This window comes from Acinetobacter sp. CAU_H_S139_7, assembly GCF_058599305.1.
In genome coordinates this window covers 2,774,507-2,789,937 of the sequence record NZ_CM178651.1, presented here as the reverse complement: position 1 = coordinate 2,789,937, position 15,431 = coordinate 2,774,507, and the positions used below count along the sequence as shown (strand labels likewise).

Here is a 15,431-nt window from a genome sequence, read left to right as displayed (position 1 = left end):
GTTACTTTTCATAAGATGAATCGAGACATCTCTAAAATGATAAAAATATTCTCAATCTTATTCATATGTTTAGTTGGCTCAATGGCAGTTTTAGCTGGGCAGCCAAAACTTGTGCCTCATCAAATTAACTTGAAAAATGGGAAGCGCTTTTCTCTAAACCTTCCAGCAAATTACGACATCATTCCTGCGGCTGAGGGTTTAAAACGTGTTCGTTTTTTTAGCAAAGCACCTGACGGTAGAATGTTTGTCACGGATATGCACGATTTGACCGACAATAAAAAAGGCATCGTTTATATTTTGGATGAGTGGAATGCTGAAACGGGGAAATTCGGTAAAATAATTCCTTATATGACGGGTTTGAAGAATCCAAATTCAGTCCAGTTTTATACCGATTCTTCAGGACAGGATTGGTTGTATTTAGCTGAAACGCATCAGTTCACCCGACGAAAATTCACCCAAGGTGAAATTAAACCCACGGACAAAACCGAAGTTTTAGCGACTTTTCCTGATTATGGTTTAAGTTATAAATATGGGGGCTGGCATCTAACGCGAACCATTGCTGTGGGTGGGAATGGTAAAATTTATGTTTCAGTCGGCTCAAGTTGTAATGCTTGCGTTGAAAAAGAAAAAGTTCGAGCGACAGTTTTAGAAATGAATCCCGATGGTTCGGAACAAAAGATTTATGCCACAGGCTTACGCAATGCTGTCGGTTTGAAATGGGTGGGTAAATTCTTATTTGCCACCAATCAAGGTGCGGATCATTTGGGTAAACATAAACCTGATGAAACTTTTTATGCACTCAAACGTGATGCAGATTATGGTTGGCCATCTTGCTATTCGTCGAATGGTAAAATTTTTGCAGACCCAAAATTTAAACGTCCAGCAGGATGTAAAAATGTACCGCCTCCTTATGCCTATTTCCCATCGCATTCGTCTGCACTTGGCTTTGACTATTTTGATCATCCAAATACGGATGACACCATTAAAAATTCTTTTTTAGTGGCTCTGCATGGTTCTACGGATGCCACGATTGGTCATGGCTATAAAATTGTGATTATGCGTAAAGGGCAAAAACTTGAAACCTTTATGGATGGTTTTTTAGTGGGGAATAAGGTGAATGGTCGACCTGCGGATATTTACCGTATAGATGCAAATTCCTTTTATCTTTCAGATGATAAGAGTGGTGTGGTTTATTATGTGAAGAGGAAAGAATAGTTATAAAAAAAGCCAAAGTGTTTTAAACTTTGGCTAAGTGAGTGGCTATAGTTTTGCGTTATTACTTTCATCAATATGTTCAAAAATGGTCTTACAAAGCTCTTTAGCTGAATCTGTAAGTGTCCATTCGACATGATCCATTAGTGTTAAAATTAGACGACAGAATTTTAGCTTATCTTTAATTGTTCCTGAAGCATCTGCAAAACATTTTTTAGGCTTGTCATCTGATGTTCTTGGATTTCCAATTTTAATTTTAGAATCTATAATTTTTCCGATTCCGTCTTTCGCATGGAAGTAATTTTGATCACTTAATAACTGTGTTATGTCAAAGCCATCTTTGGTATTAGTTTGCATACCATCCATTGATAAATAATTTTTTAGAATTTTACTTAACTCAAGATTGCTACTTAATGCAATTTCTAAGCCTGAAAATTTAATATTACATGCGTAATGAATAATATTAGCAGGCAGAGTATTTTCAGTTTCTTTACAAGGCAGAAGATAAAATTGCTTACCTAATGATTCAGTTAATTGCTCGACACGATTGCCTTTCCCTTGAATGTCACCATCTGCAATGAGAAGTACACTGCTTGTAGTGAGTAAAGCATTCATACCTTGATCATTTAAGTGATCAGTAAATTCATCACTAAAGTCCCAATGAACTAGGTTACTTCCTGCATATTCAACAAATGTATAGTGATAATTAGGCATAAAACGGCGGTATTTTTTATAAAGCTCTTCATCTGAATTTTTTAATTCAACTAAATATTTTTCCATATATTTAGTGATATATAAACGATCTGTAATACCTTCGACCCAAATGGTGCAGTTAGCTAAATAAACCGAAGATGGTTTTACACCAAGAGAGGCCAGTAGATCACGGTCTCGGTCACAACGATAAATTTTAAAATCAAAGCCATCTTTAGGATTCTCTTTTGGTTGTTTTACGAATTTTTGGATGATGACTTGATCTGATTCATCTGCCATATCTAAAAGATGGTTGGAATGTGTGGTAAAAAAATAATAATGATTGGTTTCGTTTAGATAGAAATTCATGAGCTGACGAACCATGCCCGCATGCATATGCAGTTCAGGCTCTTCTATAAAGAAAGCATGGGTTTCATCTTTTTTGATAAAAGCTTCATAAGTTAAAATAATGACTTGTTGTAAGCCATCGCCGAGTTCTGAAATAGGGAATTGTTTGTCGCTTCCAATTTTAATATTTACAACATCTTGGTCATGTTTTGGAATTAAGGATACAGTTTCATTATCAAAAAAATATTGGCTGAGTTTTTCTTCATAATTTTTAATGATTTCACGTTGCTCTGGTTCACCAAGTAAGTGCGTTTTTAGTTCATGATATAAACATTCACCTGTAATGATGTTTTTTGAATTAAATTTTTGGCTATTAGAAAAGTAGTCTTTTTGAGCTCTTTCTATATACGGTTGTTTATTTTCTATTTCAGTGACAGGGCGCATACCTCTTAGAATTGGAATATAAAATTTTTCTAGATCAAAGTTTACAGTAGAGGTGTTTGTAATCTGATTTGTAAAAAGTTCTTTCGCTTGAGGCGCATTATTGTTGCTAACAAGTAAGTTTAAGACACCTAAATTGGAAAGATATTGTAGAATATGACTGAATTGCTGAACAGCCTGATTTCTTCTACTGATAGTGAGGTTATTTTTTAAGTCATTGAAAGTATTTGAAAAATACTCATAATTTGGGTTTTTTCTAGTTTGGTTGTAAATATCATCATTTAATTTTTTATCTATTTTACATAATTTTAAGAACAGTTCAGATTGATAAAAAGTTTGTGAATTAAGTGATTTAAATAAATTTCTCAAAAAACGACTTTTTCCCGCATTATTTTTACCAATAAAAAAGTTTAGCCGTTTTATTTCTATAACTTGATCATAGTCCTGTTCATTGTCTGAACTATAGTTTTCTAAATTTTCAGCCCAATAGTATAATTTTTCAGTCATTAAAAAGCCCCTAAATCTAGGAGCTAATTTATCACAACATTTTAAAAAATATAAACTTACTGCGGTCTTGCCACATCACCATTTAAGCGTTCTGGTAAGTCTAAAACTGTCACATCCAGTTCGGTCAAAGACTCAGGACGTGCCACCACCAACGCGATATAACCGCCATCAATCGCAGCGCTATTCACCACTTGAATACCTTTATTCAACTGTTCAGCTTGCGCAGGTGCACTGCCTGTACCCTGAATTAAATGCAACCATGCTTTGGGTTTGGCTTTAAACCATAAACGTGCAATCACTTCCTGACCCAAGTAACACCCTTTGTCATAGTGCACGCCTTCACGTTGGTGTAAACGAAGCTCTTGGGGTTGAAACACATGCTCAATGGCTTGGTCGATAAACGCTTCACCATGAGTAATGGCTTGCACTTGCCATGCAGCAATATCGGTAGGCTCAGCAGAAAAGGTGGTGCGGTCTTGCGTGAAGGTTGGAAAAACTGAACCCGTAGGTTCAAGTTTCATTTTAGAGAAAGCACCAAACTTTTTAATGTGCTTAGCAAATTCTTCCGACTGGTCTTGAGTGGTGACAATTTCAAAATGCTCAGGGTTACGTTTTGTCAGCCACAAACCAAAGTGGATACGACCTTTCAAGTCACAAATGGCGGTATATTGCGTTGTATTTTCAGCCAAAGCTTCAACGTTGACCGTCACTTGGCCTTGTAAAAATTTGAGTGCATCTACACCAATTAAAGTGAAAGAGGAGAAAGCTAGATCGCTCATGAATTGCTCGCCTACCTTAAAATCTAATACTAAAGAATTAGGGCTATTTTCCGCTATTTTTCAGAAAAAATCATATTTAGAGTAAATATTTAAAAGTTAATGTAACTAAATATTTCAAAAACCCCTATTTTTATGTCTAAGTTTATGAAATATAAAAGATTTGGGAAATGGGTTTTCGACAGTGTAGTATGCCTATCAGACAAAGATGAATTGTCTAGTAAAGACAGTGAAGAAAAATGAAACACCAAAGGCAGGAACGCTATGAACAATAATCACCGCAAACCACTGCAAGGCACCCAGCTAGAATACTTTGATGTGCGAGAAGCCGTTGAACAGATTCAGCCAGGCGCTTATGCAAAACTTCCATACACTTCAAAGGTATTGGCTGAACAGTTAGTGCGTCGTTGTGATCCTGCCATTTTGGAGCAGTCACTAAAAGAACTGATTTTCTCAAAACAAGATCACGATTTCCCTTGGTATCCTGCGCGTGTGGTGTGCCATGACATTCTTGGACAAACGGCATTGGTTGACCTTGCAGGTTTACGTGATGCCATTGCAGATCAAGGCGGTGACCCATCTAAAGTGAATCCAGTTGTGCCTACACAGTTGATTGTCGATCACTCTTTAGCTGTGGAATACGGTGGTTTTGATCCAGATGCCTTTGAGAAAAATCGCGCCATTGAAGACCGCCGTAACGAAGACCGTTTCCACTTCATTGAATGGACCAAAACAGCCTTTGAAAATGTTGATGTGATTCCTGCGGGGAATGGCATCATGCACCAAATCAACTTGGAGAAAATGTCTCCAGTGGTACAAAGTCGTGAAGGCGTAGCATTTCCAGATACTTGCGTCGGTACAGACTCACATACGCCGCATACCGATGCGCTCGGTGTGATCTCAATTGGTGTGGGTGGTTTAGAAGCTGAAAATGTAATGCTCGGTCGTGCTTCTTGGATGCGTCTTCCAGACATTATCGGGGTTGAATTTGTTGGACAACGTCAAGCGGGGATCACTGCAACCGATATCGTTTTAGCATTGACTGAATTCTTACGTAAAGAACGTGTAGTCGGTGCTTACCTTGAGTTCTTCGGTGAAGGTGCAGACAGCATGTCTGTGGGGGATCGTGCCACGATTTCCAATATGACACCTGAATATGGCGCAACTGCGGCAATGTTCTATATTGACCAAAACACGATTGATTATTTAACCCTGACAGGTCGTGAAGCAGATCAAATCAAACTTGTAGAAACTTATGCCAAAGAAGTTGGTCTTTGGGCATCGGAGATGAAACAAGCAGAATATCCGCGTGTACTGCGTTTTGATTTATCGACTGTAACGCGTAATATTGCAGGGCCATCGAATCCACATGCACGTGTATCAACCAGCGACTTAAAAGCCAAAGGCATTGCAGGTGTGGTTGAACAGCGTACCGATGGTTTAATGCCAGATGGTGCGGTGATCATTGCAGCCATTACTTCTTGTACCAATACATCTAATCCACGAAATACCGTTGCCGCAGGTTTGTTGGCACGTAAAGCCAATGAATTGGGTTTAACGCGTAAACCGTGGGTGAAATCCTCTTTTGCACCGGGTTCTAAAGCGGCGGCTTTATACCTTGAAGAAGCAGGGGTATTGGATGACTTAGAAAAATTAGGTTTTGGTATCGTGGCGTATGCATGTACGACATGTAACGGTATGTCAGGTGCTTTAGACCCTAAACTGCAACAAGAAATTATTGATCGTGACTTGTATGCAACAGCGGTACTTTCGGGTAACCGTAACTTCGATGGTCGTATCCATCCTTATGCAAAACAAGCGTTCTTGGCATCTCCTCCGCTGGTTGTAGCGTATGCGATTGCAGGAACCATTCGTTTTGACATCGAAAAAGATGCATTAGGAAACGACAAAGACGGTCATCCAATTTACCTGAAAGACATTTGGCCTTCTGATGAAGAAATCGATGCTTTGGTCAAAGAAGCAGTGAAACCTGAACAGTTCCGTAAAGTCTACATTCCAATGTTTGACTTGGGTGTCACAGAGAAAGCTGCAAGTCCTTTGTATGACTGGCGTCCACAAAGTACCTATATCCGTCGTCCGCCGTACTGGGAAGGGGCTTTGGCTGCACCTCGTACACTGGCAAATATGCGTCCGCTTGCAATCTTGCCTGACAACATCACCACAGATCATTTGTCACCATCGAATGCAATTATGATGGATTCGGCAGCAGGCGAATACCTACATAAAATGGGTGTGCCCGAGGAAGACTTTAACTCCTATGCAACCCATCGTGGTGACCATTTGACTGCACAACGTGCGACCTTTGCCAATCCGAAATTGTTTAATGAAATGGTGGTTCGTTCTGACGGTACGATTAAACAAGGTTCGAAAGCACGTGTTGAGCCTGAAGGCGAAGTAATGCGTATGTGGGAAGCGATTGAAACTTATATGAATCGTAAGCAACCACTCATCATTATTGCTGGTAAGGACTATGGTCAGGGTTCTAGCCGTGACTGGGCTGCAAAAGGTGTGCGTCTTGCTGGTGTTGAAGCGATTGTGGCGGAAGGTTTTGAGCGTATTCACCGTACCAATTTAGTCGGTATGGGGGTGTTACCGCTTGAGTTTAAAGCGGGGACTGACCGTAAAACTTTAGGTTTAGATGGTACTGAGCTATATAGCGTGATTGGTAATATTGCGCCGCGTTCGACGTTAACTTTAGTCATTGAGCGTGCGACGGATGAAGGCAAGAGTGAAATCGTTGAAGTACCTGTAACTTGTCGCCTAGATACTGAAGAAGAAGTGTCTGTATATGAAGCGGGTGGTGTATTGCAACGTTTTGCACAGGATTTCTTGGAAGGGAATGTGGCGTGATTTAATTCTTTAAATCCTCCCCTTACGGAATATATTCCTCACCTTTGAAAAAGGAGGGAGTTCCCCCTCTTGTTAAAGAGGGGCTAGGGGAGATTAAAGTCATTGAAATTGTTGTAAAAAGACCCTACTGTTAAGTGGGGTCTTATTATTTATATCGGGGATATATGCGAGATTTAGGACAACTAGGGGAAAGTACTTTTTCAATGTGGTGTGCTCAAGTTGGCTTGGTTGCAAACCCCTCTATGATTGATAAAACTGGTTGGGATTTCTATTTACAATTTCCTATATCTAATAATTTGTCTCCCCAACAACTGCATAAATCTGCATTTGAATGTAAGGTTCAAGTAAAGGCAACAGATAAAAAAGATAGAAAACTTGCAATTACAATTTCTAACTTAAGACAAATGGCTACTTCTCCAATGCCAACTTTTTATTGCTTTTTAGAGTTCGATGGACAAAGCCAAGTCCAGAAAGCATTTTTATTACATTTAAACCATGAAATTATTTATTCAATTCTTAAACGGGTTCATGAAATTGAACAAAGTGATAAAGATAATAATTTAAATAAAAGAACAATGACCCTACATTACGATGAGAAAATGGAAATAGAAAAATTAAATGGTCATAGTTTGAAAGCAGATTTATTAAAATATATAGGAGATGATTATTCAAAATATATAAGAGAAAAATCCAAGTTTTTAGAAAACTGTGGTTTTGAAGAGGGTTATGGAAAAATACAATTTTCCGTTAATGGTGAAGCTGGAATTAGAAATATTATTGATGTTTCTTTGGGATTGGAGGAGGAGTTAGATGTTGAAAATCTAACTAGTATTGAAGAGCGGTTTGGAATTCCTTCAAAAAAATCAGAATTTAAATTATCTAATGCAAAATTACGTATAGGAATGTCTACTCCTAAAAAAGGAAAAGTCAGATTTAAAGAAGATCATCTATCATCAGGATTGATGTTTGATATTGAGTTTTACACACCTCCATTTAATTTTCATGATTTTCGAAAATATGCAAAATTTAGGATAGTTGGAGATTTTTTTGATATAGCCTGTGAACCATATGTAGGTAAAGCTCATTATACTTTTTCTTTGGGTGATGACCAAAAGTTAAAACTTGGAAAGCTTAAAGATGCAGTTTCATTAATTTGTTTATTAAGTAGGGATAAACAAATAGCTATATTTGAGTTGGATTTAGAAGGTTTTGAGTTGTTATCATTTACTTTAACCAGTAAGTATATTAAACGAGAGTTAACTATTTTTAATGAATTGTTAGAGAAGGCTAGCCAAATTTGTGAATATGCTAATGTTTCTGAGGAAATAAAAGTATCTTTAAAGGACTTATATTATTTTAGAAAAGAAATTGAACAGTTTTATACATTAATAACAAAGTCTGATTTATTAGATATCAAATTGGAAATAGATGTGGAACATAAATTTGAAATCTCCAAAGTTGCACATATTTCAGTTGTTATATGTCATTTGGGGACGCATATTATAGGTATGATTTTTACGGTGATAGGCGATTTTAATGAAATTTTAAAGAAAAATAGATTTTCAGTAAAGAATGCGAAAATTGTAGTAGAAAGAGTTTTTTCATTTTCTCCCAAAAATCTTGAAATTATAAAAGAAGCTATTTCAAAGGAAATACACAACAGGATTCAAAAATATGATGGGGAGTATGATGTTTTCTATAATTGGGAATTACATTAAGTTTCTATTGGGAATGTAGACGATCATAGTTAAATCATCCATTCGGTTGACCACAATTGAAAATTGGACATCTAACACCTTGTAAGACGTTTAGATTTTCTATGGAAATCATTTCTTGCCCAAATGCCATCATCATTTGTCGAAATGATCAATAGACATTCATCATAAAATGCATATACTAGTAAGACCATTTTCTAAACATATGGAGAACAAAAATGGTTACTGCTGGCGAAAAACCTGGAACAGGCTTCTATTTTTGTGTTCAATGCGGACACCGCGTCTACTTAGAAATTGGTACAGATCGTTTACCCCCGTGTACCAAATGCCAAGGCAATCAATTTAACAATAAGAATGCCTAAGCCAAAGATTTAACAGTTACCCACTGTTTTAAAGAAAAGCCCTATCACCCGATAGGGCTTTTTGCTAAGTTATAAAAAAGATAAAAACATCCCAACTTAGGCCACACAGGAAAAGCACATGGAAACCATATTAGGACTTTGTATCGGTATTGGCTTAAGTGCGGCCTGTGGCTTTCGTGTCTTTGTCCCACTCTTGGTCATGAGCCTTGCATCTATTATGGGATGGTTCGAACCAATGCAAGGTTTTGAATGGTTAAGTATGCCATCGGTGTGTATTGCCTTAGCCATTGCAACTGTCTGTGAAATTGCAGCCTATTACATACCATGGGTCGACAACGCTTTAGACACCATTGCAACGCCAGCCGCGATGGTCGCAGGAACACTCACTACTATGGCGGTTATCAGCGGGGAAATGTCACAGTTTGCCAGTTGGGCCGCGGCAATCATTGTGGGTGGAGGAACAGCAGGCGCCGTGCAAATGAGTACCGTTGCCGTTCGAGGGATTTCAACCGCGACGACAGGCGGGGTCACCAACCCACTGGTGTCTACAGTGGAGTGGGTCGGTGCCGTTTTACTGTCCGTGCTTTCACTACTGGTTCCTGTCTTGGTGGTGATTGTAGGCATTATTTTGGCGATCTGGGCCGTACGTTGGTTTAAACGTAAAAAACAAGAAAGTATCAGCACACCTTTATAGTTTCAGCAGTTTTCTTATGGTGTTGTTGGGTCTTTAAATTTAAAGATAGCGTGGCTAATTTTTTGGTTAGTGGACATCAATCCTTTTAACTTGATATGGCTTAGAGGTCAGTTTCACTTTTAAAATAATGATTGATTTTCATACGCTATCCGTTTAATTTTATAAATACATACTTTTTTTATGGTTTTGTTTGTAGTTGAACTTTATAAAAATTATTCGGGGAACTGTAAATGATAAAATTTATTGTAAATGAACACCCTAGTGAAAAAGGCATCCATCATATTCATAATGCATCCTTAGGCTGTGCCGACTTCCCAGCTCGGAGGATCAAATTCTGATTGGTTATTTTGCCAATTACGAGCTGGCTTATAAACGGGCAAGAATGAACTGGCCCAGAGAAAAAGTCGAAGGCTGTGACAAGTGTTGTTTCAAATAGCCAAAAGCAAAAAAGCTCTGCAATTTATGCAGAGCTTTTCATTGTTGGATATGGATGCTCTATTTTTAAGCATTACAACATTAATGAATTTCAATTCGGGTCGTGACCTTAATTTTTCGACACTCTCGGTCAGCTTCAACTAAAGCGCGAATTTTAAAGTCAGAAAATCGTACTGCTCGGTTTTGCATAGCAAACTGTTCAGGTGTTTTAATTTCCAAACACTGAAAAGGGCGCAGATTTTTTAGGATGTGCTTTTGTTTTTCCGTCATGTTCTGTGTCGATAAGTACACATAGCCTTTGGTGGTTTTTAACAATACTTCATTTGGCTGTGTTTCAGTTGAGCTGGTGACTTTAACGATATGTGTTTTTAACACTTTGCATGCACTGAGGGAAAGCGCAAGGCACAGCATCAGCAGGGCAGTTTTGGTTTTCATGATGAAGCGTATTTGAATGGTCTTTCGCCACTTTAGCCGAAAGTTTTCAACGGCAGCAATCAAAATATGACATGGATACAGTCATCTGTTTTTAATTGTAGAACATTCTACAAATAGACTTCTGTTAAATGCTAAGCTTCAGCACAGATGCCAAAAATGAAGCATTTATTAGTGTGCTCTTTTACCTACTTTATTTAAAAAATTAACAAAACTATGAAAAAACAGTTCATTCTCACTTCTCTAATGTTCGCTGCAATGTTGGGTATATCCACCAATCTCTGTGCTGAAAACTTAAGCGCAGCGGATATTCAGCGACACAAAGCCACCAACCAATACCAAGCTTACCTTCCCGCAAAATATACGGTGTATGAGGTCGTGCAAGGGGATTTAAACAAAGATGGCTTAAAAGATGTGGTTTTAATCGTCAAAGGTACAGATCCGAAACAATGGGTCACCGATGAATACCGTGGAAAACTAGATCGCAACCGCCGTGGTGTGATTGTGCTGTTGAATACCAAAGGGTACTACCAAAAAGTCGTTCAGAACCTGTCACTGTTTTCTTCAGAAAATGAAGATGGCGGTGTGTACTTTGCGCCTGAGTTGGTGCCCTCTATCGAAAAAGGCCTGTTAAAACTACATTATGCCCATGGCCGTTATGGATATTGGGCCTATCAGTTTCGTTTAGAGGGGCGTGATATGCGCTTGATTGGCTATGACAGCTCCGATAATTTTGGCCCTTATGTGAACAGTGAAACCAGTGTCAATTTTCTCACGGCTAAGAAGCTGGTCAGAGAAAATCTCAACAAAGACTCGGATAGCGACCCTAAATTTAAAGAAATATGGAGCAAAGTGAGTGTTGCTCCGCTGTATTTGAGCAAAATTCAGGACATCGATGATCTGAGTCTTGAATAGTGTTGGCTTAGTTTTTGCTAACTTATATCTCAAAATGCACTTTTATGAGTGACGTGAGTCTGAGGCATCAGTCACATGACTGCTTGGATTATGTATAGGGGAAAGCGATGGAAAATAAAGAACTGCTCTTGAGTGCTGCAGAGAAACCTAAGCTGAGTACAGCTGCTCATTTGATGGCAGGTTGGCCTTTGTTTTTAGTGATGATTGGTGGTGCAATCGGTGGAGCCTTAGCTGTGGTTGCGTATGTAATTAACCGAAAAATCTATCTGTCTCAGCTCAGCAATATGCAAAAGGTGCTTGCCAATTTACTCTGTGGTATGTCTGCGATCAGTTTATGGTGGTTTATTGCAACATGGTTGCAAGGCTATATGAGGACTTAAGCGTTCTGAAATGATGGTGTAAAAAATGATAGAAGTTCATTTTTATGCGATGAAATAGATGATTCAACTGTCGTTATGAATATTTTTATCAAGTCTGGTTTTATTTATGGAAATATTTTTCATCATCGCTTGAAATTAGCTAATCTTCGGAAATTCATCCCGCACCAATTTGCTTAATATAGCGTTTAAGGGCACAGGAATCGAAAAGAGTAGTTTGCGACTCGTTATCTATCAGATCAGCGTCGTACTTACCCACAAGGTCTCGATTCAGCTTAGGACGCTATAGATTATCCATTTATAGGCAAAAGTTTAGAACTTACCCAGTTTTAACCGTTGAAGTTATCTCCTGATCCCTAGAAACCACATGATAAAAACAACACGATAAAAGACACGTCCATTCAAATATTTTCTTCCATTTTAAACGTCTATATTGCCCCGAATTTATCCAAATATTTGCTCTAACTGTGACCAAACAAATTGGCGCTTTGGTTTGCGAAAACGGCTTTAAAAAAATTGCGATTTGATAACATTGGAACGCTTTGAGTTCTGCTATAACCATTAAAAGTCTGATAAAAATATGGAACAACAATGAAAATATATGTCACCAGCATCATGGTCGATAGCCAAGAAAAAGCCTGTCAGTTTTATACAGAAAAACTCGGTTTTAAAGTCAAACATGATGTACCTGTGGGGGATTATCGTTGGCTGACCTTGGTTTCACCCGAAAGTCCAGATGGTGTTGAACTGCTACTGGAGCCTGATGCACATCCTGCGGCACAGCCGTTTAAAGCTGCGATCAAAGCAGATCTAATTCCCTATACTTCTTTTCAAGTGGAGGATCTTGATGCGGAATATGAACGACTCAAAAACTTAGGGGTACGCTTTACCACTGAACCGATGCGGGCAGGAAAAGTCAAAGTTGCAGTCTTTGATGATACCTGTGGGAATCTCATTTAGCTGATGCAGGTCTGTGCAGGAAGTTGATTTTCTCATCTGTGATGCAGTAAAGAAATAAAATCCTGAGAAAAGCGCTGTTATGTGAGAAAAAAATCATAAATACGCTGCATTTGGGAAAATATTTTTTAGATAACCTGAAAGCCAAGATTTTTTTCCAAAAATAGCCAAAAAGACTTTATCTTCGGGAAACAATCCCGCCCTTGGATTGTTAAATTATATCTCAAGGGTGTGACGGGATCGAAAAGAGTAGCATGCTACCAGTGGCGCAAAACGCGTGAGTAGTACTTACCCAAAAGGTCTTGATTCGGCTTAGGACGCTATAAATCAAAAGTTTATAGGCTATAAGATCATCACTTACAAAGTTATGATAGTTGAAGTAAACAACATGTTTTCCCAGACACCCTAAAAAATTTGAACTCGAATAAAAGATAAATCAAAAAAAAATAAATCAAAAAAAAATAAATTTTAATATTTCCCGCAAAAACCGAAAAATCCTGCTGTTGTAGTTTCACTTACATCATTTTATTTTAGGCGTTCAATCTAATCAGCGCTGCTAAAAAGCTGGCTTATATGGAGTGATGGACGCCTAGGATTCAGGCTGTTTTCCATATTTTGTGAATGATTGACAGCAGAAACACAGCTTGCTATTTTTCGCGCTCGCTTTTGTATGCTGTTATTCCCATGGCTCTAAATGACAACTTTATTTATACACCGCCCCAAGAAGACTTGGTGATCGTTTATGAAGACGATGATTTGGTGGTGATTGAAAAGCCTGCGGGCTTGTTGTCTGTGCCAGGACGTTTACCAGAACACCAAGACAGTGCCTATTTAAGGGTTTTAGCGCAGTATCCGCATGCCAAAATTACCCATCGTTTAGATATGGCGACCTCGGGGATTTTAATGTTTGCCAAGCACCGCGATGCCGAAGTCGCTGTCAGTAAAATGTTCCAAGCCCGCACGGTGGACAAACACTATATTGCTTTAGTTCAAGGCCAGTTGGATGCCGAAGGCAGTGTTGAAGTACCACTGATTACAGACTGGGAAAATCGACCACGGCAGATTGTGCATTTTGAACTGGGTAAGCCTGCAAAAACGCTTTATCAAGCGCTTAGCTATGATACTGAGACCGATATTACGCGAGTTTTATTGACTCCGATTACAGGTCGTTCGCATCAGCTCCGTGTGCATATGCAATATATTGGGCATCCAATTACAGGGGATAAGTTGTATCACCCTGAGCCGACACGGAGTCCATTAAAACGTATGGCTTTACATGCCAGTTTTCTCGCCTTTCAGCAGCCTTTAAGTGGGAAAGCGGTCGCGATTCATGGAAGTGTGCCATTCTAACTGTGTCACACTTTTCCTATATTTTGAGAAATACTTAAAATTTGGGATATCGGGCAGTTTAAAAAACCGTTAGCGTAAGTTGTGTAAGTGCACTTTTATCCAGTGTGCTTATCTTTGTTGAAATTAACATTTGAGTTTGGCTTTTTGGCCATCGTCATGACTGATTGAAATTGAATGAAAATATGTTTGTCTGTTCCAAGGCTTACTGTTTGAGTTTCATGTATTCTTACAGCTGAGTCTTTAAAATAAAAATGACATTCCCTTAGGGAGATAGGCCATGCTTTATGTACTCGCTGTCATTCTTGTCCTGCTGTGTGCTGTTATATGCGGGCAAAAAATACACAGTCTTGCCCAAAAAAAGAAGATTGAATCCTTAGAAAGTAATTTAGAACGTAATCGAAACAGTTTAGAGGTTTATGAACAGCAGCAAAGTGAATTACAACATCGGCTGACCAGTTTAAGAATTGAGCTTGGAACACTCAGGCAACGTAACGAAACTTTGAGTCCTTACCAAGAAATTATTGATGTCGAACACTATGTTATTGAACGGCACAACCAAGTTGAATTATTTGCTGAAACGGTCAAATTTGATGCTGAACAAATGCTCAAACAGTGTCGGCAGCGCATTGAAAAAGTACATCACTTCTTAACGGAATATGAATGTAAAGTCAAAGAAGTTACTATGCAGCGCGCCAGAGAAAAACTGGGTGCTTTTTTTCACATGGCTGAAGAACGACAACATCTGGCTGAAATATCAAAGGCCTTACACCATAAAATTGAAACCTACAGCCAAAGTTATCAACTGCCTTCGGAGCAGTTATTAGATGAACTCATCGAAGGCTATGGGAAAACGGATGCGGCCGGCCATTTATTGAAAATCCGGCAACAGGTGATTCGTGCGGTTGAGCAAAATGACGTTGTGATCTGTGCTTTTATGGATGAACATCGACGACTATCGATGATGGTCTTGGTTTCACAGTTATTTAATACGAAAGCAGATTTTTATTTGCAACGTGTGAGCAAAGACAATCTTGGCCTTTTGATTCAAGCTTTGCAGGATGATTTTACCCTTATCAATCACTATGGTACGGCCTTTGGTCATACTCGTATACAAGACAGTTATTTGGCTTTACGCCTAGAAGAACTCAAATTTGCGGCCTTATTAGAAAGCCTAAAAAGCAGTGATTTACAGTTTCAAGCGGAGATTTTAGTTGAACATCGGGTTTTACAATAACACGGCAAAGTCTGCGTGAAATAAAGTCCAAACAACCTTCGAAAAATCAGATGTAACTGCTATAAAAATGAGCAAAATATGCTATGTTGAAGTCACTATTTTGTCACTTGCCAAC

At 38.6% G+C, this 15,431-nt stretch carries 13 protein-coding genes and 1 pseudogene; 11 read left to right on the top strand and 3 right to left on the bottom strand.

Annotation, left to right across the window (positions count from 1 at the left end):
• The first annotated feature begins 36 nt into the window (after nt 1–36).
• Nucleotides 37–1,215 (top strand): PQQ-dependent sugar dehydrogenase, encoded by a 1,179-nt coding sequence (locus tag AC4MC0_RS13620; protein ID WP_335998801.1) that lies wholly within the window; start codon nt 37–39, stop codon nt 1,213–1,215.
• A 45-nt stretch (nt 1,216–1,260) separates the two neighbouring features.
• Here the strand turns inward: AC4MC0_RS13620 and AC4MC0_RS13615 are convergent, their stop codons facing one another.
• Together AC4MC0_RS13615 and ygfZ are read right to left on the bottom strand one after the other, a co-directional pair.
• Nucleotides 1,261–3,198 (bottom strand): AAA family ATPase, encoded by a 1,938-nt coding sequence (locus AC4MC0_RS13615; RefSeq protein WP_125280295.1) that lies wholly within the window; start codon nt 3,196–3,198, stop codon nt 1,261–1,263.
• A gap of 56 nt (nt 3,199–3,254) precedes the next feature.
• Nucleotides 3,255–3,977, bottom strand: a complete 723-nt coding sequence (gene ygfZ, locus AC4MC0_RS13610) for a CAF17-like 4Fe-4S cluster assembly/insertion protein YgfZ (RefSeq protein ID WP_335998798.1) — start codon at nt 3,975–3,977, stop codon at nt 3,255–3,257.
• A gap of 261 nt (nt 3,978–4,238) precedes the next feature.
• Between ygfZ and acnD the strand changes: the two genes are divergently transcribed.
• The 5 genes and pseudogenes from acnD (at nt 4,239) to AC4MC0_RS13585 (ending at nt 10,052) form a co-directional block, all read left to right on the top strand.
• Nucleotides 4,239–6,845 carry a Fe/S-dependent 2-methylisocitrate dehydratase AcnD gene (gene acnD / locus AC4MC0_RS13605; RefSeq protein ID WP_335998796.1) on the top strand — a complete coding sequence of 869 codons (2,607 nt, stop codon included), beginning with the start codon at nt 4,239–4,241 and terminating at the stop codon, nt 6,843–6,845.
• A gap of 164 nt (nt 6,846–7,009) precedes the next feature.
• The gene (locus AC4MC0_RS13600; protein ID WP_335998794.1) at nt 7,010–8,563 is read left to right on the top strand and encodes a DUF4365 domain-containing protein; all 1,554 of its coding nucleotides are present in this window, start codon (nt 7,010–7,012) and stop codon (nt 8,561–8,563) included.
• Between the two features lie 215 nt (nt 8,564–8,778).
• Nucleotides 8,779–8,922, top strand: a complete 144-nt coding sequence (locus AC4MC0_RS13595) for a zinc ribbon-containing protein (RefSeq protein WP_004695201.1) — start codon at nt 8,779–8,781, stop codon at nt 8,920–8,922.
• 118 nt (nt 8,923–9,040) lie between these two features.
• Complete coding sequence (locus tag AC4MC0_RS13590) at nt 9,041–9,616, top strand: DUF4126 domain-containing protein (protein ID WP_078389050.1); 576 nt, start codon at nt 9,041–9,043, stop codon at nt 9,614–9,616.
• A gap of 230 nt (nt 9,617–9,846) precedes the next feature.
• Nucleotides 9,847–10,052: pseudogene (locus tag AC4MC0_RS13585) on the top strand (hypothetical protein).
• A gap of 80 nt (nt 10,053–10,132) precedes the next feature.
• Here the strand turns inward: AC4MC0_RS13585 and AC4MC0_RS13580 are convergent.
• A complete protein-coding gene (locus AC4MC0_RS13580) occupies nt 10,133–10,486 on the bottom strand; it encodes a hypothetical protein (RefSeq protein ID WP_005400273.1) in 354 nt (117 codons plus the stop codon).
• A gap of 213 nt (nt 10,487–10,699) precedes the next feature.
• Between AC4MC0_RS13580 and AC4MC0_RS13575 the strand changes: the two genes are divergently transcribed.
• The 5 genes from AC4MC0_RS13575 (at nt 10,700) to AC4MC0_RS13555 (ending at nt 15,316) form a co-directional block, all read left to right on the top strand.
• Complete coding sequence (locus AC4MC0_RS13575; RefSeq protein ID WP_335998789.1) at nt 10,700–11,398, top strand: hypothetical protein; 699 nt, start codon at nt 10,700–10,702, stop codon at nt 11,396–11,398.
• 107 nt (nt 11,399–11,505) lie between these two features.
• The gene (locus AC4MC0_RS13570; protein ID WP_125274690.1) at nt 11,506–11,778 is read left to right on the top strand and encodes a hypothetical protein; all 273 of its coding nucleotides are present in this window, start codon (nt 11,506–11,508) and stop codon (nt 11,776–11,778) included.
• Nucleotides 11,779–12,366: 588 nt separating this feature from the next.
• A complete protein-coding gene (locus AC4MC0_RS13565) occupies nt 12,367–12,735 on the top strand; it encodes a VOC family protein (RefSeq protein WP_335998786.1) in 369 nt (122 codons plus the stop codon).
• A 681-nt stretch (nt 12,736–13,416) separates the two neighbouring features.
• The gene (locus tag AC4MC0_RS13560) at nt 13,417–14,082 is read left to right on the top strand and encodes an RluA family pseudouridine synthase (protein WP_062034114.1); all 666 of its coding nucleotides are present in this window, start codon (nt 13,417–13,419) and stop codon (nt 14,080–14,082) included.
• A 277-nt stretch (nt 14,083–14,359) separates the two neighbouring features.
• Nucleotides 14,360–15,316, top strand: coding sequence for an SNIPE associated domain-containing protein (locus tag AC4MC0_RS13555; RefSeq protein WP_335998783.1), 957 nt, complete (start codon nt 14,360–14,362; stop codon nt 15,314–15,316).
• Nucleotides 15,317–15,431 lie beyond the last annotated feature (115 nt).